The organism is Methylobacterium sp. CM6246 (genome assembly GCF_054818005.1).
The window spans coordinates 383,839-403,726 of the sequence record NZ_JBTXKY010000001.1; the positions used below are offsets into that span (position 1 = coordinate 383,839).

Consider the following 19,888-nt stretch of genomic DNA (forward strand, 5'->3'; position numbering starts at 1 on the left):
CGATGGGCGGATTCTATCCGTCGAGCCGCCTTCCGCATCCGGAGGTCATCCGATGATCTTCATGACCGACGCTACAGGCGCCCTGACGTATGTCAGCTCCGAATGGCATGGCCTTACCGGGCAGGCCAGCCGCGACGCCGTCGGGCAGGGCTGGTTCGAGCGGCTCCACAGCGAGGACGGCGCAGTGCTGCGGGCGGTCATCAAGGAGGCCGCGGAGGCGCAGGCCGAGTTCACCGTCCAGTTCCGCCTGTCCAGCGAGGGCGGCGCGTCGATCTGGGCGATGGCCGGGGCGGTGCCTTCCTACGGGCCGCCCGGCCGAACCTTTCTGGGATTCCTGGGCTCGATCACCGAGATCACCCCCGGCAGCGAGGCCCTGCAGGCGCAGGGCGGCCTCGGGCGCTTCGTCCCGCCGCCGCCGAGTCCCTCCACGGCTCCGGTCTCGACCCTCGATCTCGTAGCCGACCATCTGCTGATCGCGCACGGCCTGATCGAAGAGGATGGCGGCAAGGCCGCGCTGGCGCCCCTGCAGGAGGCCCTGTTCCGGGTCGCGCAGGAGATCGCGCGGCTGATGGCGGTCTCGCCCGACGCATCCGGCGTCGGGGACGGCGAAACGGTTCACTGAGGCCGGCCCGGGCTCACCCGGACCGGCCGCGGCCATCAGGCGGCGCGTCGTCGCGCAACCACCGCCTCGTCCGCCACGGGCTCGACCGGGGCGAGGACGCCCGTCGGCCGGACCATGCCCGCGGCGCCCGCGAGCCCCCCCTTGCGGAGTTCCAGTCCGAGGAAGCGCGCGCGCTCGAACGGACCCGGCAGGGTCAGCCCTTCGGTAAGCGCCTGGTCGAAGCCGAAGCGCGCGTAGTAGGGCGCGTCGCCGACGAGCAGCACCGCGCCGTGACCCAGCGATTCCGCCCGCCCGAGGGCGGCCTGCATCATCACCGAGCCGAGCCCCTGGCCCTGGATCGCCGGATCGACCGCGAGCGGCCCCAGCAGCAGCGCCGCGCGGGCGAGGCCGGCCTCGACGTGCCACAACCGCAGGGTGCCGACGAGACGGCCGGCCCGGGTTGCCGCGAAGGCGAGGCCGCGGGCGGGACGCCGTCCCTCGCGCAGGCGCTCCGAGGTCCGGGCGCGTCGATTGCCGGCAAAACAGGCGTCCAGCAGGCGCTCGCGCGCCGGGACGTCGTGCAGGTGCTCCGCGCGGATCTCGATCATGGCAACGCCCTCCCCGGGCCGACAAGCGGGAGAAGCTATTTTTGGATGGCGGGCCGAACGCCCTCCATCCCTGCGGCTTTCGAGATCGACGTCCGGCGGCCGTGGGCCGCCGGAACGATCCGAAAAAAAATCAGATGACGATCTGCTGGAGGGGCGGGAAGCCGTTGAAGGCCACCGCCGCGTAGGTCGTGGTGTAGGCGCCGGTGCCCTCGATCAGGACCTTGTCGCCGATCGAGAGCGAGACCGGCAGCGGGTAGAGCTGCCGCTCGTAGAGCACGTCCACCGAATCGCAGGTCGGGCCGGCGATGACACACGGCTCGGTCCGGTCCCCGTCCCGGGTGGTGCGGATCGGATAGCGGATCGACTCGTCCATGGTCTCGGCGAGCCCGCCGAACTTGCCGATGTCGAGATAGACCCAGCGCACCTCGTCGGGATCGGCGGACTTCTTCGACACCAGCACGACTTCCGCCTCGATCAGGCCGGCATTGCCGACCATGCCGCGGCCTGGCTCGATGATCGTCTCCGGGATCTGGTTGCCGAAATGCTTGGTGAGGCCGCGGAAGATCGCCTCGCCGTAGCTCTCCACGCCCGGCACCGCCTTGAGGTACTTGGTCGGGAAACCGCCGCCGAGGTTGACCATCGACAGGCCGATGCCGCGCTCGGCGCATTCGCGGAAGATCGCCGCCGCGGAGCTCAGCGCGCCGTCCCAGGCCTCGGTGTTGCCCTGCTGCGAGCCGACGTGGAACGAGATGCCGTAGGCCTCCAGACCGTGCCGGTGGGCGTGCTCGAGCACGTCGGTCGCCATCTCGGGCACGCAGCCGAACTTGCGCGACAGCGGCCAGTCGGCGCCGGCGCCGTCGCACAGGATGCGGCAGAACACGCGCACGTCGGAGGCCGCGACCTCCACGGTCTCGGCGGCCCGGGCGATCTTGTCGACCTCGGCCTGGCAATCCACCGCGAACAGGCGGATGCCGAGCTTGAGCGCACGGCCGATGCAGCGCTCCTTCTTGATGGTGTTGCCGAAGGAGATCCGGTCCGGGGTGGCGCCGGCGGCCAGCGCCATCTCCATCTCGGCCACCGAGGCGGTGTCGAAGCAGGAGCCCATCTCGGCGAGAAGGCGCAGCACCTCGGGGGCCGGATTGGCCTTCACGGCGTAGAACACGCGGGTGTCCGGCAGGGAGCGCGCGAAGGCGGTGTAGTTGTCGCGCACGACATCGAGGTCGAGGACCATCACGGGTCCCTCGTCCTGACCGAGGTCACGGCGCACGCGCAGGAAATCACGGATGCGATCGGTCATGGTCGTCTCCCGGCACGGGTTCGCGAGCGCCCGACTTGCGGGCGCGCTGTCGATGTGACGGCCCAACGGGCCGTCGGCGTCAGGGGGCGATGCGTCGCGCGGACCCACGCGCTTTGGAGACGCGTCGATCCATGCGGGCGCAGAGCACCCGGAAGCTGCCGTGGATTGGAAGGGAGGACCCCCACCGCACGCCGGGCAAAGAGAAACAAGCCTCTTCGGTGCCGGCCTTTGGAGGGCCGACGAGACCAAAAAAGCCCGTTCGTCGTTGCTTTAAGCTGCGTCCCCCGTGGAGAGCGGGGTTCGCCGGTTTCGCCTCCGGCTGCCGGTTGTTGTCGGGGTCCGGTGTTGCCACCTGGATGCCGGCCGTAGGGATCCACCCTTGCGACCATCGATCCTTTAAGACCCCTGGCGGCTGTCCGGCAGTTGACCGGATGCCCACCAACCGGCACGCGGCCACAGGCACGTGCGAAATTGGGCACCGCGCATATACGGAGAACGACCCCCGACAACAAGGGGTTTCGGGCCCGATCGACCCGTATTCCCCCGCGAGATCCGCCCACGGCCGCCGCCGTTGCAAAAACGCCGCATCCTGGACCAGCGGCCGGGTCGCGCGGGCTTCCCAATCGGTCCGGAAGCGGGCATCTGACCGCCGGAGCGATGTCCTTAGTCGAGCGTGTGATGGCCGGGCCGAACAGATCGAGAGCGGTGCCGGATCGCCTCGCCATCGCGCCCGGCTCCGGCGCGGCGTCCTCATCATCCATCCGCACGGACCGAACCGGCTTCGGCGCCGGCACGACGGCCCGGGCGTGAGCGCCCCCGTGAACGCCCCCGTGAACGCCCCCCTGGGCATGAACGCGCGCGATCCTAGCGGAGACGGGCTCCCGGAGCCGGAGATCCGCACGGCCGGGCTCGCCGACCTCGACGCCCTCGTCGCCCTGGAACACGCCGCCTTCGCCACCGACCGGGCCGAGCGCCGGGCGATCCGCCACGCGATCCTGTCCCCGAGCATGGACGTCCTGGCGGCGCTGATCGCGGGGCCGGAGGGGGATGGCGATCCGGTCCTGGTCGGCGCGGCGGTGCTGGAGCGGCGACGCGGGAGCCGGATCGCCCGCCTCGCCTCGATCGCGGTGGCGCCCAACCGCGGCGGCCTCGGGCTCGGCGGCAAGCTCCTCGACGCCGCGGAGGCCCAGGCCCGCACCCATGGCTGCGACCGCCTGCGCCTCGAGGTCCGCGCGGACAACGGCGCCGGCATCCGTCTGTACCAGCGCCGGGGCTACACCCGCTTCGCCGTGCAGCCCGCCTATTACGAGGACGGGATGGAGGCCTGGCGCTACGAGCGCGGGCTGTAGGGAGCCGGTCGACGACGGGCGCAGGCCTGGGTTTGCGTTCGACCCGGCGATCGAGATGGACGCCCGCTCGAGCGCCGCGGCGACCCTGGCTTGGCGCCGCAGACCGACCCGCGACCCGTATGCGTCAAGCGACGGCGCGCGATGCGTCCCGCTCGGGGCCGGAGCCATTCAAGCCCGTCCGCTGGCTACGATCCATCGGCCCCTGCCGCAGCGCCAGCAAGAAGGCGCGGACCTGAGAATCGATCTGTACCGATTGCGACCGCATCGCGCGCGCGACCTCGAGGGCGCCGCCGGCCGCGCCCGCGGTTTCGCCGGCGACCGAGCGAACGCCCGAGATGCTTCCGGAGAGCTGGCTTGCCCCGTCCACGGCCTTCCGGACGTTGCGGGCGATCTCATGTGTCGCGGCATCCTGTTGCCCAATCGCCAAAGCCACGCTGGCGGCCGAGTCCAAGATGACGGCCATGACATCTGAGACCTGATCGTTGGCGACCACCGCACGGCGCGTACCGTCTTGGATCTCGGCGACGTGCGCGACGATGTCCTGCGTGGCCTTCGCCGTCTGGGCCGCGAGCGTCTTCACCTCGGCAGCCACCACGGCGAACCCCTTCCCCGCCTCGCCGGCGCGGGCCGCCTCGATGGTGGCGTTGAGCGCGAGCAGGTTCGTCTGTTCGGCGATCGCCTGCACCGAGGCCACGACCAGTCCGATACGCTCGCCCGTCGCGGCAAGGTCCCGCACTTGCCCGGCCGTTTCTCCGGCGGTGACGCTCCCCTGACGGACCGTTTGCGACATCCGGTCGATCTGCTGCGCGATCTCCTGGATCGACCCCGACAATTCCTGTGTGGCGGCGGATACGGCCGAGACATGCGCGGCGGTGTCGGTCGAGATCGTCGACGCGCTATCCGCCTCGCGGGCCGTCTGTGTCGAAATCGCCGTCAGCGCCTCCGCCATGTCGCCCATCTCGCGGGTGTTGCGGGCAACGGTCGTGACCACATCCTGCATGGCACCCTGGAAGCCGCTGAGCGTGTCCTCGAGCTGATCCAGGGTTCTGGCTTTCTCGACAGCGGCCATCTCGGCCTCCCGTTCGAGACGCTGGCGCGCCTGAGCGTCCATCTGCAGGATCTGCACGGCGCGCGCCATGGCGCCGACCTCGTCCCGACGCTGGGTGGCGGGGATGTCGCGGTCGAGATCCCCACGGCCGAGATCGATGAGGACATGGGTCAGTCTTCTAAGCGGCACCATCGCACGGTTTAGGACGCCCCAAAGAAGGGCGACGCTGACCAGGGTGATCGCGACACCGACGAGCACGGCGTGCTGCAACAACGCATCCAGGGTCGCCAGGAAGTCCGCCTTCTTCACGCCGACGTAGAGGATGCCGATCGTCTGGCCGCCGGCGTCCTGAATGGGCTCGTACCGGGTGAGATAGGCTGTGCCGAGAATATCCACCTCGCCGCGAAAGCCCCGGCCGTCACGCAGGACCGTGTCACGGGCGGCCCCGGCGGCGAGATGCGTTCCGATCGCGCGCCGGCCGTCCGGCGCCATCACATTGGTGGCGATCCGCGTATCGCCGAGGAACACGGTGGCGGTCCCTCCGAGAATGTCGCGGACACGATCGACCGCTGGATCGTCGGCGGCAATCGCGTGCCGCCCGATCACCAGCTGTCCGGCCGTGATCGCGAAGGCCGCCCCCGCCCCGCCCTCGTCGATGAGGGTTTGGCGAAGCAGGCGAAGATTGCTGTCGAGTGCCAGCTGGGCGCGATCCCGAAGTTCGCCACGCATCTCCGTCAGCATCAGGCCGGAAATGCTTGCGATCGACAATGCGATCAGCACGGTCACCAATATACCGACGCGAAAAGATATCGAATGTCTCGTATCTATCTCAAACATCGGTTATAAATATCCATATGACTGCCAATTTCTTGCAAGTAAATTTCACAGGCTCGAATTGATGTCAACATTTGAGTCATCTATACGGCTTACTGCCCGCAAAATGGCTTAATTTAATTCTCTACTCTGATGGATTTGATATTATTTACAGCTCGGTCATTCGACCATCAATCGACGATCGAGCTGCTGTTTGCCGTATTTTGTATATCGCGCCTCCGAGATGGCGCGCCCGCGTCGAAACTGCGCGGCAGGCGAGCGGCGGCTTGCGGCCTGCACGCGGCCCCTCGCCCTGTTCCCGCCCTGTTAGGAGAGTCTTACGGGTCCGACCCTAAGCCCTGGGGCACCTTATAAAACCTCGCCGCGCATGAGGCGCCGTCCATGGCCGTGATCGCCGCCTTCGTGATCAATGCGGGGCTCAACTTCGTCCTCGGGCTGCTGATCGCGCAGCTGCTCGGGCCCGCCGATTTCGGCCGGTTCGCGCTGGCGACCACCGGGGCGATCGTGCTCAACACGGTGCTGTTCGAATGGCTGCGGCTGTCGGCGACGCGGTTCTACTCGGGGCGCGTGCGGGTGGACGAGCCCTGGATCCGCCATGGGCTCGACCGGGCCTACCTGCGCATCGGCCTGGTGCTGCTCTGCGCCGCCGCCCTGTGCGGGGCGTTCGGCTTCGGCGGCGGCGCGAGCGGGCGGGAGGCGGTCCTGTGCGGCACCGCCCTGGCCGCGCTCGGCATCGGGGTGTTCGACTACCACGCGGCCCTGGCGCGGGCGCGGTTCGACGGGAAGCTCTATCTCGGTCTCGTGGCGGTCAAGAACGTCTTGGCCTTCATCCTGATGGCGGCGGCCGCCTGGTGGCTGCCACAACCGGCCTGGGTGCTGGCGGCGGCGGGGCTCAGCCAGTTCGTCGCCGTGGTCCTGCTGCGCCACCCGCTGCGCGACCCGCGGAGTGCGTTCGAGCGGCCGCGCCTGACCGCGACCTGGCGGGTCTTCGCCCGCTACGGCCTGCCGCTGATCGCCGCCAACACCGCCTACCAATGCCTCGCCTTCGTGAACCGAGGCGCGATCGCCGGCCATGCGGGCTTCGCCGAGGCCGGCTACTTCGCGCTCGCCGCCGACGTGACCTCCCGCTCGCTGATGACGCTGGGCACCGCGCTGGACTTGCTGCTGTTCCAGTTCGCCGTGCAGGCCGAGGAGCAGCACGGCCGCGCGGCGGCCGAGGCGCAGGTGGCCGAGAATGCCGGAACCGTGTTCGCCCTGCTGGCACCCTGCGCGGTCGGCTTCTGGGCGGTGCTGCCGGCGCTCCAGGGGCTGGTGGTGCCCGATGCCTATCGCGGCCCGTTCGAGAGCTACAGCGTCGCGCTGATGCCCGGCCTGTTCTGCCTGGCGATGATGTTCTACGCCCTCAACCCGGTCTTCCAGATCCGCCGCCGGACCTTTCCGGTGATCGCGGCGGCCCTGGTCGGGCTCGCGGTCAACGGGGCCGGCCTCCTGCTCCTGCCCGACCGGATGGGCGGGATGGGCGTCGCCCTGGCCCAGACGCTGGGCCTCGCCGCCGCCGCGCTCTGGCTCGGCTGGCGGGCGCTGACCGGCCCGGAGCGGATCGTGCTGCCCTGGGGCCAGATCGGTGCGGCGACCCTCGCCTGCGGGGCGATGGGCCTGGCGCTCGCGCCGTTCCGGCACCTGCCGCCCGCCGCCGCCCTGGCGGTTCTGGTCCCGGCCGGGGCGGTCCTGTACGGGGCGCTGGTCTGGATCTTCGACATCGCCGGCCTGCGCCGGCAGGTCGCGTCGCGCCTGCGCCCGGACCGGACGATCGCGGCGGAGTAGCCGCCCCCGATGTTCAACGTTCACGCTTCGGCAAGCCCGCGACGCCACCTCCGCTTGAATCCGCCGCGCGTTCCGGCGAAACCGGGCCTGGAACGAGTCCAAAAAGAACCGGGGCGGAGACGATGGGCGGCTACGAGCCCGGCAGCGAGGCGGAAGCAGAGGACATCGTGCGCGCGGCCGCCGGGCGCGGCGAGCGCCTGCGGCTCGCCGGTGGCGGCACCGCGTCGGAGCTCGGCCGCCCGGCGCAGGACAATGCGACGCTCTCGGCCCGGAAGCTCGACGGCGTCACGCTCTATGAGCCCGCCGAGATGGTGGTGTCGGCGCGCGCGGGCACACCGCTCGCGGAGGTCGAGGCGCTGCTGGCCTCCCGGGGCCAGATGCTGCCGTTCGAGCCGATGGACTTTCGCACTCTCTACGGCACCGGCGGTGAGCCGACCCTGGGCGCGGTCGCCGCGACCAACAATGCCGGCCCCCGCCGGATCAATGCCGGGGCGGCCCGCGACAGCCTGATCGGCGTGCGCTTCGTCAACGGGCGTGGCGAGGCGATCAAGTCGGGCGGCCGGGTGATGAAGAACGTCACCGGGCTCGACCTGGTGAAGCTGATGGCCGGCGCCCACGGCACGCTCGGGCTGCTCACCGAAGTCACCTTCAAGGTGCTGCCGGCCTGCGAGCGCGTCGCCACCCTGGTGTTTCCCGGCCTGGACGATGCCCGCGCGGTCGCGGCCCTGGCGGCGGCCCTCGGCTCGCCGTTCGAGCTCACCGGCGCGGCGCACCTGCCGGCCGGGATCGGCGCCTCGGCGGCGCGGACGCTGATGCGCCTCGAAGGATTCGCGGAGTCGATCGACTACCGGACCGGCGAGTTGCGCCGCCTGCTCAAGCGCTTCGGAACGCCCGAGCTGGTGGAGGGCGAGGCCGGCACCGCCCTGTGGCAGGCGGTGCGGGATGCCGCCCCGCTCGCCGAGCCCCGGGAGGCCGCCCTGTGGCGGATCTCGACCGCGCCCAGTCAGGGCCCGGCCCTGGTGGCGGCGATCGCGGCCGAGCGCGCGGCACGCTGGTTCTACGATTGGGGCGGCGGCCTGATCTGGCTCGCCACGGAATCGGCCGGCGATGCCGGCGCCGCCGTCGTGCGCGCGGCCGTGCGGGCCCAGGGCGGCCATGCGACGCTGGTGCGCGCCCCCGATGCGGTCCGGGCCGCCGTGCCGGTGTTCCAGCCCCTGGCGGAGCCGCTGATGCGGATCACCGCCGGGATCAAGACGGCGCACGATCCCGCCGGGGTGCTGAACCCGGGCCGGATGTACGCGGGCGTGTGAGTCCGGTCCCCTCTCCGCCCGGAGAGGAGAGCAGCAGGAAGGCATCGTGCAGACCAATTTCAATCTCGCCCAGCTCGCCGATCCCGCCATGGCGGCGTCGGAAAAGATCCTGCGGACCTGCGTGCATTGCGGCTTCTGCACGGCGACCTGCCCGACCTACCTGCTGCTGGGTGACGAGCTCGATTCACCGCGCGGCCGGATCTACCTGATCAAGGATATGCTGGAGGGCGGGAAGCCTGCCTCGCAGGAGGTGGTGAAGCACATCGACCGCTGCCTTTCCTGCCTGTCCTGCATGACCACCTGCCCGTCCGGAGTGCATTACATGCACCTCGTCGACCACGCCCGGGCGCATATCGAGACGACCTTCGCGCGCCCGACGGACGATCGGTTCCTGCGCGCGCTGCTGGCGCAGGTCCTGCCCTATCCGAACCGGTTCCGGCTGGCGCTGGTCGCCGCCAAGCTCGGCGCGCCGTTCCGGGGGCTGGTGGCGCGGCTGCCGCGGGTGGGCAACCGGCTCGCCGCGATGCTCGACCTCGCCCCGGCGCGGCTGCCCGGACGCGAGCCGACCAACCGGGTCGGGCGCTTCCCGCCGGCGGGCGGCCAGGCGACGAGGCGCGTCGCCCTGCTGCGCGGCTGCGCCCAGAGCGTGCTGCGGCCGGACTTCAACGCGGCGGCGATCCGGCTGCTCAACCGGCACGGAGTCGAGGTCGTCCATGCCGAGGAGGGCTGCTGCGGGGCGCTGACCCACCACATGGGCAAGGAGGCCTCGTCCCACGCCCACGCCAAGCGGACGATCGATATCTGGGACGCGGAGATCGCCAAGGGTCTCGACGCGATCCTGGTCACGGCCTCGGGCTGCGGCACGACGATCAAGGATTACGGCTTCATGTTCCGCGACGACCCGGCCTACGCCGAGAAGGCGAAGCGGGTCTCGAGCCTCGCGAAGGACGTGACCGAGTACGTGGCGCAGCTCGATCTGGCGGCGACCGCGGAGAGCGACCTCGTGGTGGCCTACCACTCGGCCTGCTCGATGCAGCACGGCCAGGGCATCCGGACCGAGCCGAAGACGCTGCTCAAGCGCGCGGGCTTCACCGTGAAGGACGTGCCGGAGGGCCATATCTGCTGCGGCTCGGCCGGGACCTACAACATCCTGCAGCCCGAGCTCGCCGCCAAGCTGCGCGCCCGCAAGGTCGCCAACATCGAGCGCATCCGCCCCGACGTGATCGCCACCGGCAACATCGGCTGCGCCACGCAGATCGGCAAAGGCACCGGCATCCCGATCGTGCACACGGTGGAGTTGCTCGATTGGGCGACCGGCGGCCCGAGGCCGGCCGCGCTCGACGGCGTCACGCCGCGGCTGGAGGCGGCGGAGTAGGATTGCGGCCGGATGCGGGCGCCTGCCCTCCCCTGCTGCGGGCTATCGGATTCACGGAACGCGATCCGGATGGTTCTCGACTGCAAAAGGGGAGCGACGGTGCAGAACAGGGCTTTGCCCGTCATGCCGGTCGCGCCCTCTGCTGAACCCGGGCTCCCCTCTCCCGACCCGGCCTGACGGCCGGCCCACCCTCCCCTGCAGAGGGGGGAGGGAGACGCGTGCCAGGGCCCCGGCCGTTGCCCTCATTCCGTCAGCGATGGGCGAGGAGAGTGCGGCGTATCGAGCGTCCGCTGTCGGACCCAATGAAGAATCCCCCCGACCGGTCCGAAGCACCGCGACCCACCGCCGTGACGATACCGTGACATCGTCCCGCGCTTGACCCTTGCCAAATCCCCGTGCCCGTCTGTAATGATACTGACCCTTCTCCGGTCCCGCCGGCCGTCGTAACGGCTTGCGGACGCGGCCGAATTCCTTCGAGAAAACGGACGCGGCGTCGCGGCGGGCCTGTTTGCCCGCCTGGCGGCGACGGGTGTTTTCCCGATCGGGCAGGTGTCGCACGACGCGGTGGAGCTGTTCCGCCGCATCCAGATTTCACGGCCGGTCCCATCCGGCCGAGATTGTTTCGCGAGGTCGGAACCAGGATGAACGGACGCACGGCTCAGCATGGCGCTGCGCGTGCCCCGGAGGCGCAGGATCTGCGTCGCACCGGCCCGTTCAGCCTACCGGCCAAGTTCAACCCCAGGCGCCCAGGGCGCCGAACGGCGGTTGACGGCAATTTCCCCTCGAACCCAGCCGCCTCGGCGACGAGGCCGGCTCCATGCGCGACCGTTCTGAGGTCGTGCGAGGCGCCGCCGGGACCACGGGCACGGAGAACGACGTCGGCCGCCATGCCGAGAGTCCGACATGGCCAACAAAATGCTGATCGACGCGATGCACCCGGAGGAGACCCGGGTCGTCACGGTCCACGGATCTAGGGTCGAGGAGTTCGACTTCGAAGCCGCCAACCGGCGCCAGCTGCGCGGCAACATCTACCTCGCCAAGGTCACCCGGGTGGAGCCGTCGCTCCAGGCGGCCTTCGTCGAGTACGGCGGCAACCGCCACGGATTCCTCGCCTTCAACGAGATCCACCCCGACTATTACCAGATCCCGCTGGCCGACCGGCAGGCGCTGCTGGAGGACGAGGCGCGCGATGCCGAGGAGCACCGCGAGCGCGAGGAGCGCCGTCGCCGGTCGCCCCGCCGCTCCCGCGGACGCCGCGCCGAGGCGCGCTCGCGCGCCGACGAGACGGTGAGCGCCGAGGACGCGTCCGAGGCCCCGCTGGGCCTGGACGCCCAGCAGGATTCGGGCTTCCAGCCGGCTGCCGAGACCGCGCACGCGGACGCTTCGCAGGGCGAGGATCACACTGCGGCGCACGAGGCCGGGTCCGCCCCGGACGGGACGCCCGACACCCTCGCCGAGAACCCGGAAGCCGTGCAGGAGGCGATCACCTCCGAGACCGCCGCCGGCGGTATCCCCGAGCATTCTGCCGCGGCGGCGCCGGCCGTCGAGGTCCACGCCGAGGCGGGCGAGCGGCAGACGGCCGACCATGACGGCACTGTCGAGCCCGAGACCGTGGTCGCCGTGGCCGAGGCCCTGACCGTCGCCGACGTGCCGGCCGAGACGATCGCCGAGGATGCCGTCGAGCCGTCCGGCCGCGGCGCGTCCGCGACGGGCGAGGCCGACGACGAGGCCGAGCTTGAGACCGACCTTGAGACCGACTTGGAGGACGAGGAGTCCGAGGACGACGAAGACGATTCGGACGAGGACGACTCGGACGACGAGGACGAGGACGAGTCCGACGAGGAATCGGATGAGGGGTCGGACGAGGATTCCGACGACCCCGATGCCGAGCCCCGGATCGCGCAGGTCGGCGGCAACGGCGACGCGCTCGCCGAGATCCCCGAGCGGCCGCGTCACTACCGCCGCCACTACAAGATCCAGGAGGTGATCAAGCGCCGCCAGATCATCCTGGTGCAGGTGGTCAAGGAGGAGCGCGGCACGAAGGGCGCGGCGCTCACCACCTACCTGTCGCTCGCCGGACGCTACTCGGTCCTGATGCCCAACACCGGCCGTGGCGGCGGCATCTCCCGCAAGATCACCTCGGCCGCCGACCGCAAGCGCCTCAAGGAGGTCGTGGCCGACCTGGAGGTGCCGGACGGCATGGGCGTGATCCTGCGCACCGCCGGCGCCTCGCGCTCCAAGCCCGAGATCGCCCGCGACTTCGAGTACCTGATGCGGCTCTGGGAATCGGTCCGCGAGCTGACCCTGACCTCGATGGCGCCTGCCCTGGTCTACGAGGAGGGATCGCTGATCAAGCGGGCCATCCGCGACCTCTACAACAAGGACCTGGACGAGGTTCTGGTCTCCGGCGAGGAGGCCTATGCCGAGGCCAAGGACTTCATGCGGATGCTGATGCCCGGCCAGTCCAAGGTCGTGAAGCCCTACCGCGACCCGACGCCGATCTTCGCCCGCTACGGCGTCGAGCAGCAGCTCGACGCGATGTTCTCGACCCACGTCTCGCTGAAGTCCGGCGGCTACCTGGTCATCAACCCGACCGAGGCGCTGGTCTCGATCGACGTGAACTCGGGCCGCTCGACCCGCGAGCACGACATCGAGGACACCGCGCTGCGGACGAACTTGGAGGCGGCCGAGGAGGTCGCCCGCCAACTGCGCCTGCGCGACCTCGCGGGCCTGATCGTCATCGACTTCATCGACATGGAGGAGAAGCGCAACAACCGCGCGGTCGAGAAGAAGCTCAACGACTGCCTGAAGAACGACCGCGCCCGCATCCAGGTCGGCCGGATCTCGCCCTTCGGCCTGATGGAGATGAGCCGGCAGCGCATCCGCACCGGCGTGCTCGAATCGTCCTCGATCCCCTGCGTGCATTGCGGCGGCTCGGGCTACGTGCGGGCCACCGCCTCCGTGGCGCTGCACATCCTGCGCTCCATCGAGGAGGCGCTGCTCAAGTCGGCCTCCCACAACCTGATCCTGCGCACCAAGACCGAGGTGGCGCTGTACATCCTCAACCAGAAGCGCGGGCACCTGCGCGAGCTGGAAATACGCTTCGGCGTCACGCTCACGATCGCGGCCGACGAGCGGCTGCCGGTGACCACCGCGTTCCAGCTCGACCGCGGCGAGCCGGCCCAGCGGGCGGAGGGTCCGGTGACGGGCGTACGCGCGCAGGCGATCTCGCCCGCCATGGAGTTCGAGGACGAGGACGACGTCGAGGAGACCGACCTGGCCGAGGCTGAGTCCGAGGGTGACGCCGAAGAGGTGCGGACCGAGGCTCGCGAGGACGGCTCATCGCGCGAGGACGGCGCCCGCGAGGACGAGACCCGCGACGAAGGCGACGGCCGTCGCCGCCGCCGTCGGCGTCGTCGGCGCGGCGGTCGCCAGGACGGTCGGTCCGAGGAGGGCCAGGCCGACGGCGAGCGTCAGGATTCCGACGACCCGGACGAGGAGCGCGGCACCGAGGACCCGTCCGATTCCGACGAGGCCGCCGAGGCCCCGATCGCGGCCGTGGCCGCCGAGGGAGCGGGGTCCGACGAGACCGTGGCCGTCGCGGACGAGTCCACCCGGTCCGAGGAGGACGGCACGCGCCGCCGTCGCCGCGGACGGCGGGGCGGTCGTGGTCGCGCCGAGGGTCGCACCCGCGAGGGTGGCGACGCGGAGGGTTCCGCGGAGGTGGATTCCGACGCGGTCGCCCTGTCGGCCGAGGAGCCGGTGAGCGCCGAGGCGGTGGCCGAGGCAGTCGAGGCCGCGCCGTCCCCCGTCCACGACGAGGTCGCCGTCGAGTTGCCGGTTGCGGCCGCTCCGGAGTCCGCGGAACGGTTCGAGAGGCAGGCTGCGGAGCGGTTCGAGACGCAGGCCGCGGAAGCCCCGCCCGAGGCGGCGCCGACGGAGGCCGCCCCGCCGCCGGAGCCGGTTGCGGTGGTGCTGACCCAGCCCAGCGATCCGGACCGGCCCAAGCGCGCCGGCTGGTGGTCCCGCACCAAGGCCGCCCTGACCGGCGAGTGAGATATGACGGCGCCCCCGGACGGTTTTCGTCCGGGGGCGCCGTCCGGGAAACGGGCGGCTTCGCCCAATTCCAATAAGGGCGGGTTATCCTTCATCTTCGGTTGAAGGTTCCGTGCAAATATGGCTCCCGAATCGACGTTCGCAGGAGCCCTCGCATGTTGAGTTTGCGCCGCAAGCGCCCGGCCCCGGAGCTGGCCGGGACCGCGGTGACGGCCGACGCCCAGACGTCCGCGCCCGTGTCGACGACCGTCCTGGAAAGCGTCCCGCAGGCTGCTGCCGCGCCCGACCGCGAATTGTTGGCGCTCCTGGCGCGCCTGTCGGCCGCGGCCTCGGATGCCGGCACCTCGATCGGCTGGATGACGCACGACGCATCCGGCACCGCCGAGCAGGCCCGGCTGATCGCCGCCGCCAGCGAGGAACTCGCCGCCAGCACCAGCGAGATCGCGGCGCGCTCCTCCTCGGCGGCCGAGACCGCCGAGACCGCCCGCGCCGGCATCGCCACCTGCGTCGACGACCTCCAGCGCGCCAGCGACGGCATGCGCGGGATCGAGCAGGGCACCGACGAGATCGGCAGCCGGCTCGACAGCTTCTCGGCCGCCGCCCTGCGAATCGAGGAGATGGCCGGGACCATCGCGGCGATCTCGGCCCAGACCAACCTGCTGGCGCTCAACGCCACCATCGAGGCCGCCCGGGCCGGCGAGGCCGGCCGAGGCTTCGCGGTCGTGGCCGCGGAAGTGAAGATGCTCTCCGCGCAGACCGCGAAGGCGACGGACGAGATCCGCGCCCGGCTCGGCGGACTTCGTGAAGAAATGGCGGCGATGCAGGCGGCGGTCACGCGCAGCCGCAGCGCCGTGGAGACCGGCGCAGCCGCCATGGTGCGGGCCAACGTCCGGGTCGAGGCGGAGAGCGGCGCCGTCGCCACGGTGGCGGCCCAGATGCGCGAGGCCTCCGAGATCATGGGCCAGCAGATCCAGGCCACCGGTGAGATCGCCCGGAGCGTCGGCCGGATCGCGGAGGGCACCGACAAGGGCCGCCGGGAGATCGGCGACGCGCTCGGCCAGCTCGACCGGATCGAGGATCTCGGCCGCACCCTGCTCGACCGGCAGGCCGGGAGCGACACGGCGATGCGGCTCGCCCGCATCCCGGCGGATTGCGCGGCCTGGCGCCGGGCCATGGCGGCGACCCTGGTGGGGATGCGCCCGGCCGACACGCCGCCGGTCGGCATCCCCGCCGATCCGGCCCGACCGGCCGCCGTGGAATCGGCCCTCACCCGGGCCCGGGAGCTCGCCGCGGCCTTGGGCCGCCACGTCCGGGCCCACGCCTGGGACGAGGCCACAACGGCCTTCACCGGATTCGAGGCGGCCCTGGTCGAAGCGAAGGCGGCGGCCGAGGCTTGAGCCGGGTCAGGCCGAGACCAGCCCGTCGAGGCGCATGCGCGTGATCAGGGCGACCTCCTCGAGGGCGATCGCCTCCTCGGCGGCCGGCTCCCGGGACAGGCGCGCCTCGAAGGCGGACAGGATCTCGGCCCGCCCGCGCCCGCGCACCGCGATGATGAACGGGAAGCCGAACCGGGCGCGATAGGCCGCGTTCAGGCGATCGAAGGCCGCGCCCTCCTGTGCATCCATGCGGTCGAGGCCGGCGCTACCCTGCTCGCGCGTCGAATCCTCCGTGAGGCGGCGTGCCCGGGCCTCCGGGCCGGCCAGCTCCGGGTGGTTGTTGAGGAAGGCGCGGCGGTGTTCCGTCGGCGCGGCACGGACCGCCTGCATCATCGCGTCGTGCAAAGCGGCGCGGCTCGCGAAGGGCCGATGCGGCCAGGCGGCCTGCGCGACCCAGGGCGCGTGCTCGAACACGCCCCCGAGAAGCGCCACGAAGGCCTCTTCGTCCAGCCGGTTGATCGCCGCCAGATCTGGCATGGCGTCAGCTGCCGCGGTAGGTGGTGAAGCTCGCCGGCGCGCACAGCATCGGCACATGGTAGTGCTGCCCGGCATCGAAGATCGCGAAGCGCACCACCGGGTCGTCGATGAAGACGTCGCCCGGGTCGGTGCCCGGACGGTCCCGGAAATAATCCGCGACATGGAACGCCAGCTCGTACTGCCCGGTCCGGGCCTCGCCGGCCGGCAGGATCGGCGCGTCGGTGCGCCCATCCGCGTTGGTGACGACGCTCTTCACCAGCCGCCACGTCCCGTCCTCCAGGACCGAGAAGTCGATCCGCACGCCCGCGGCCGGGCGGCCGCGATCGGTATCGAGGACATGCGTCGAGATGCCGGCCATGGATGGGGGTCCCGTAAGGTTGGGCTCAGCTGCCCCGATAGTAGGAATAACCCCAGGGCGTGAACAGCACCGGCAGGTGGTAGCGCTGGCGCGCGTCGCGGATCTGGAAGCGGATCGGCACGAGGCTCAGGAAATTCGGGCTCGGCAGCGTCACCCCGAGGGCCGCGAAATATGCCCCGACATGCAGCAGCAGCTCGTAGCGGCCGGCCTTCAGCGCGTCGTTGACGAGGAGCGGTTCGGCCGGCCGGCCGTTGGCCGCCGTGGTGACCGTCTTGATCGGCCGGTAGACGTCGTCCTCGCGGATCGAGAGGTCGCAAACCAGTCCGGCCGCCGGGGTTCCATGGGCATTGTCGAGCGCGTGCAGGGTCAGCCGCGGCCCGAGCCCCGCCTGTGAGGTCGGGGCCACGGTGAGCGCCCCGGGCCGCCGCCCCCCGTCGCCCGGAGGGGCTGGCCCCGCCTGGGATCCGCCCGCGGCAGCCGCCATGGCCGCGCCACCGAGGCCGAGTTCAGCGAAGGCCCGGCGAGTCACGGTGCCCACATGCAGCTCCGGGCATCGCTCTGTCCCTGACGTCCCGGAACGGCGAGGCATGCCGTCCACGGAGGACGGCAAGGCCGGTCTGGCAGGTTTGCCGGTTCCATTCCGTCCCCTCGACATCGCCGGTTGCCGCTGAAGGCTGTCGCGGCGACCTGTCGCAAGGCCTGCGCCATCTGGCAAACCTGCGCCAGCCGTCGAGGGGCTCAAGACGACGGATCGGTCCAAGCAGGCGCAGGGACCGCGTCGGCCTACTTGCGGCTGCGCTCCTTGCGCAGTTCCCGCTCCGCCAGCAGCCAGAACTCGATCTCGAAGCCCTCTGGCCGGTGGTTGCGCTCCCACAACTCGTAGGCGCGCTCCCGGATCTCCTCGAACGGGATCGCGTCCGGCGCGGATTTGTCTTCGGTCCGTGACGGGGGCGGCCGCGGTCCGCTCTCCGGGACCGCCGGCTCCGGGGCAGCGGGGTCCGGAGCAGGCCGTGCGTCGCGACCGGGTTCCGACGACTCGGCTTTCATCACGAGGCCGGCTTGTCGAGATAGGCGGCGACGCTGGTGATCCGGCTCCCCACCATGGTCACGGCCTTGCGCAACCGCTCCTCGCTGACACCGAAGCGCTGCGCCCATTCTTCGCGCATGACCCGGTCGTAGATGTCGATATGCGTCTTGCCTCTGAATTCGATGGACATGGTTCGCATGCTCTGGATTGCCGCCCAGCCGTGCGAGGCCGAGCCGTCTGGAGAGACAACCGGACTCGGCGGGATCGGTTGCCAGGCCTCGTCCGATCGACGGCGGCTTGTGGATGGCGGAACGCGCGGGCGTCAGATGCAGTGGGAACGCCGCGTTCCGTCCCGGCCCGGCTCCTCCGGGCGGTCGGCCCCGAGCGCAACCGCCTCGCAGGCGAAGGGCGACGGCGGGGCCTCGACGCCGCGCCAGCGGGCATAGGCCCAGGGGCGGTACCAGACGCTCCCGCCGGGTAGCCGCTCCGGTACGAGATCGATGCCGTGGGTCCCGAACGGGCCGCAGCGGCAGATCCGCGCGAAGCCCATCCAGGCGCCTGGCCAGAAGCCGTGCCGGGTGATGGCCTGGTCGGCGTATTCGGAGCAGCTCGGCCAGTGGCGGCACTGGCGGCCGATCAATCCCGACAGGGTCAGCTGGTAGGTGTGAATCGCCCAATGCGCGGCGCGGCGAACCATCGGACCCTACGCGTCGGCCGTCGCCGCGGTGGCCTGCTGCCCGGTGCCCTGTTCTCCGCCGGATCGGCGCTTGGCAGCGATCTGGTCGAGGGCGTCCACCACCGCGTCGAAGGTCAGCAGGGTCGAGGCGTGGCGCGCCTTGAACTCCCGCACCGGCTCCAGGACCGCGAGGTCCGCCCAGGCCCCGCCGGGCGCGGGGCCGTTGGCCTTGAGCATCGCCCGCATGGCCTCGCGGACGCCGCGCAGCTCGTTCTCGGTGGCGCCGACCACGTGGCGGCCCATCAGCGACGAGGAGGCCTGCCCCAGGGCGCAGGCGCGGACCTCCTGCGCGAAATCGGCCACGCGGCCGTCCGCGCCGAGGACGACGTCGACCGTGACCGTCGAACCGCACAGGCGGGAATGCGCGGTGGCGCTGGCATCGGGCCGCTCCAGGCGCCCCAGATGCGGGATGTCGGCGGCCAGTTCGAGGATACGGCGGTTGTAGATGTCGTCGAGCATCGGGGCCTCGGGCGGGTGCGTCATCCGATCGAGCTATTGCCCATCGGGATTCTGCCGCGCGACCCGTGCATTGCGTGTTGCCGCGCGAACAATGATATAGGCCCCCTACGGTCGCTTCGCGAGGAGGCGGTTCGTCGACCAGGGTCGCGCCCACGGCCAAGGTAGTTCCCACGGCTCTAGTCCAACCGGGGCGCCGGCTCGAATTCGTTTCGAGCCCGGGATCTCCCTCACAAGCCCGACGCGATCCGACGATGTATGCCAAGCCTGACAGCACCACGATGAAGTCCCGTGTGGCGCGGGCCGGAGATGCCATGGATGCCGCGCTTAAATCATTGTCCTATCGAGGCGAAGGACACGGTCTGGACCGGGGCGGCATCGATGGGCGGGATCTGGGACAGAGTCTGACCGGCATGCGCAACGACAACCGACCGGTCGATGACGGCCGCCCCGCAGCGGTCGAGATCGCGCCGCAGCCCGCCTCCGCAACCCGTGTGCCCGAGGGGATCGAGACCGGCCGCCCGAGCCGCGCCGAGGCCGAGGCCGCGGTGCGCACGCTCCTGCGCTGGGCCGGCGACGATCCGACCCGCGAGGGCCTGCGCGACACGCCGGCCCGGGTCACCAAGGCCTTCGGGCAGCTGTTCGGCGGCTACGAGATGGACGCCGAGGCCTTGCTGGCCCGCGTCTTCGAGGAGGTCGAGGGCTATTCGGACATCGTGCTGGTGCGCGACATCCCGTTCTACTCCCACTGCGAGCACCACATGGTACCGTTCATGGGGCTCGCCCACATCGCCTATTACCCGACCCGCGGCGTCGTCGGACTCTCGAAGCTCGCCCGCGTGGTCGATACCTTCGCGCGCCGCCTGCAGACGCAGGAGACGATGACCGCGCAGATCGCCGACGTGATCGAGAGCATCCTCAAGCCCCGGGGCGTCGCCGTGATGGTGGAGGCCGAGCACCTCTGCATGGCGATGCGCGGCGTGCAGAAGGCCGGCGTCTCGACGATCACCAGCCAGTTCCGCGGCGTCTTCAAGGACGATGCCAGCGAGCAGGTGCGCTTCCTCACCCTGGTGCGTGGCGGAACCAAGTAACCGCA

The 19,888-nt window shown here is 70.9% G+C and carries 18 protein-coding genes; 8 read left to right on the forward strand and 10 right to left on the reverse strand.

The genetic code is table 11. The features are described from left to right. Positions 1-52 precede the first annotated feature (52 nt). Positions 53-622 (forward strand): PAS domain-containing protein, encoded by a 570-nt coding sequence (locus ACYQPG_RS01985; RefSeq protein ID WP_147906471.1) that lies wholly within the window; start codon positions 53-55, stop codon positions 620-622. 35 nt (positions 623-657) lie between these two features. Here the strand turns inward: ACYQPG_RS01985 and ACYQPG_RS01990 are convergent, their stop codons facing one another. Next, the gene (locus tag ACYQPG_RS01990; RefSeq protein WP_461230135.1) at positions 658-1,209 is read right to left on the reverse strand and encodes a GNAT family N-acetyltransferase; all 552 of its coding nucleotides are present in this window, start codon (positions 1,207-1,209) and stop codon (positions 658-660) included. 130 nt (positions 1,210-1,339) lie between these two features. Beyond that, positions 1,340-2,506, reverse strand: coding sequence for a type III PLP-dependent enzyme (locus ACYQPG_RS01995; RefSeq protein WP_461230136.1), 1,167 nt, complete (start codon positions 2,504-2,506; stop codon positions 1,340-1,342). 848 nt (positions 2,507-3,354) lie between these two features. On the opposite strand from ACYQPG_RS01995, the gene ACYQPG_RS02000 reads away from it, so the two are divergent. Continuing rightward, positions 3,355-3,855, forward strand: coding sequence for a GNAT family N-acetyltransferase (locus ACYQPG_RS02000; protein WP_147906544.1), 501 nt, complete (start codon positions 3,355-3,357; stop codon positions 3,853-3,855). A gap of 124 nt (positions 3,856-3,979) precedes the next feature. Here the strand turns inward: ACYQPG_RS02000 and ACYQPG_RS02005 are convergent, their stop codons facing one another. After that, entirely contained in the window at positions 3,980-5,689 is a 1,710-nt protein-coding gene (locus ACYQPG_RS02005; RefSeq protein WP_461230137.1) for a methyl-accepting chemotaxis protein, read from the reverse strand. A 429-nt stretch (positions 5,690-6,118) separates the two neighbouring features. On the opposite strand from ACYQPG_RS02005, the gene ACYQPG_RS02010 reads away from it, so the two are divergent. The 5 genes from ACYQPG_RS02010 to ACYQPG_RS02030 all read left to right on the forward strand — a co-directional run bounded on the left by ACYQPG_RS02010 (position 6,119) and on the right by ACYQPG_RS02030 (position 15,699). Then, positions 6,119-7,561, forward strand: a complete 1,443-nt coding sequence (locus ACYQPG_RS02010) for a lipopolysaccharide biosynthesis protein (protein ID WP_147906475.1) — start codon at positions 6,119-6,121, stop codon at positions 7,559-7,561. A 122-nt stretch (positions 7,562-7,683) separates the two neighbouring features. Next, a complete protein-coding gene (gene glcE / locus ACYQPG_RS02015) occupies positions 7,684-8,871 on the forward strand; it encodes a glycolate oxidase subunit GlcE (RefSeq protein WP_461230138.1) in 1,188 nt (395 codons plus the stop codon). 46 nt (positions 8,872-8,917) lie between these two features. Next, positions 8,918-10,246 carry a glycolate oxidase subunit GlcF gene (glcF, locus tag ACYQPG_RS02020; RefSeq protein ID WP_147906477.1) on the forward strand — a complete coding sequence of 443 codons (1,329 nt, stop codon included), beginning with the start codon at positions 8,918-8,920 and terminating at the stop codon, positions 10,244-10,246. A 903-nt stretch (positions 10,247-11,149) separates the two neighbouring features. After that, positions 11,150-14,302: an Rne/Rng family ribonuclease gene (locus ACYQPG_RS02025; protein WP_461230139.1), complete on the forward strand. Its 3,153-nt coding sequence runs from the start codon at positions 11,150-11,152 to the stop codon at positions 14,300-14,302. Between the two features lie 155 nt (positions 14,303-14,457). Continuing rightward, positions 14,458-15,699, forward strand: a complete 1,242-nt coding sequence (locus ACYQPG_RS02030) for a methyl-accepting chemotaxis protein (protein WP_147941086.1) — start codon at positions 14,458-14,460, stop codon at positions 15,697-15,699. A gap of 6 nt (positions 15,700-15,705) precedes the next feature. Here ACYQPG_RS02030 and uraD read toward each other — a convergent pair whose 3' ends face one another. From uraD to ACYQPG_RS02065, 7 genes are all read right to left on the reverse strand, one after another. After that, positions 15,706-16,215 (reverse strand): 2-oxo-4-hydroxy-4-carboxy-5-ureidoimidazoline decarboxylase, encoded by a 510-nt coding sequence (uraD, locus tag ACYQPG_RS02035; RefSeq protein WP_147906480.1) that lies wholly within the window; start codon positions 16,213-16,215, stop codon positions 15,706-15,708. A 4-nt stretch (positions 16,216-16,219) separates the two neighbouring features. Next, positions 16,220-16,573 carry a hydroxyisourate hydrolase gene (gene uraH, locus ACYQPG_RS02040; protein ID WP_147857696.1) on the reverse strand — a complete coding sequence of 118 codons (354 nt, stop codon included), beginning with the start codon at positions 16,571-16,573 and terminating at the stop codon, positions 16,220-16,222. A gap of 25 nt (positions 16,574-16,598) precedes the next feature. Next, entirely contained in the window at positions 16,599-17,111 is a 513-nt protein-coding gene (uraH, locus tag ACYQPG_RS02045) for a hydroxyisourate hydrolase (protein WP_246692901.1), read from the reverse strand. A 245-nt stretch (positions 17,112-17,356) separates the two neighbouring features. Next, positions 17,357-17,620 (reverse strand): DUF2934 domain-containing protein, encoded by a 264-nt coding sequence (locus ACYQPG_RS02050; RefSeq protein ID WP_147941089.1) that lies wholly within the window; start codon positions 17,618-17,620, stop codon positions 17,357-17,359. Beyond that, a complete protein-coding gene (locus ACYQPG_RS02055; protein WP_147906482.1) occupies positions 17,620-17,790 on the reverse strand; it encodes a DUF3606 domain-containing protein in 171 nt (56 codons plus the stop codon). The genes ACYQPG_RS02050 and ACYQPG_RS02055 overlap by 1 nt, the downstream gene beginning before the upstream one ends. 132 nt (positions 17,791-17,922) lie before the next feature. Next, the gene (yidD, locus tag ACYQPG_RS02060) at positions 17,923-18,297 is read right to left on the reverse strand and encodes a membrane protein insertion efficiency factor YidD (RefSeq protein WP_461230140.1); all 375 of its coding nucleotides are present in this window, start codon (positions 18,295-18,297) and stop codon (positions 17,923-17,925) included. Positions 18,298-18,303: 6 nt separating this feature from the next. Continuing rightward, positions 18,304-18,795: an iron-sulfur cluster assembly scaffold protein gene (locus ACYQPG_RS02065; RefSeq protein ID WP_147906484.1), complete on the reverse strand. Its 492-nt coding sequence runs from the start codon at positions 18,793-18,795 to the stop codon at positions 18,304-18,306. A 251-nt stretch (positions 18,796-19,046) separates the two neighbouring features. On the opposite strand from ACYQPG_RS02065, the gene folE reads away from it, so the two are divergent. Continuing rightward, the gene (gene folE / locus ACYQPG_RS02070; protein ID WP_461230141.1) at positions 19,047-19,883 is read left to right on the forward strand and encodes a GTP cyclohydrolase I FolE; all 837 of its coding nucleotides are present in this window, start codon (positions 19,047-19,049) and stop codon (positions 19,881-19,883) included. Positions 19,884-19,888 lie beyond the last annotated feature (5 nt).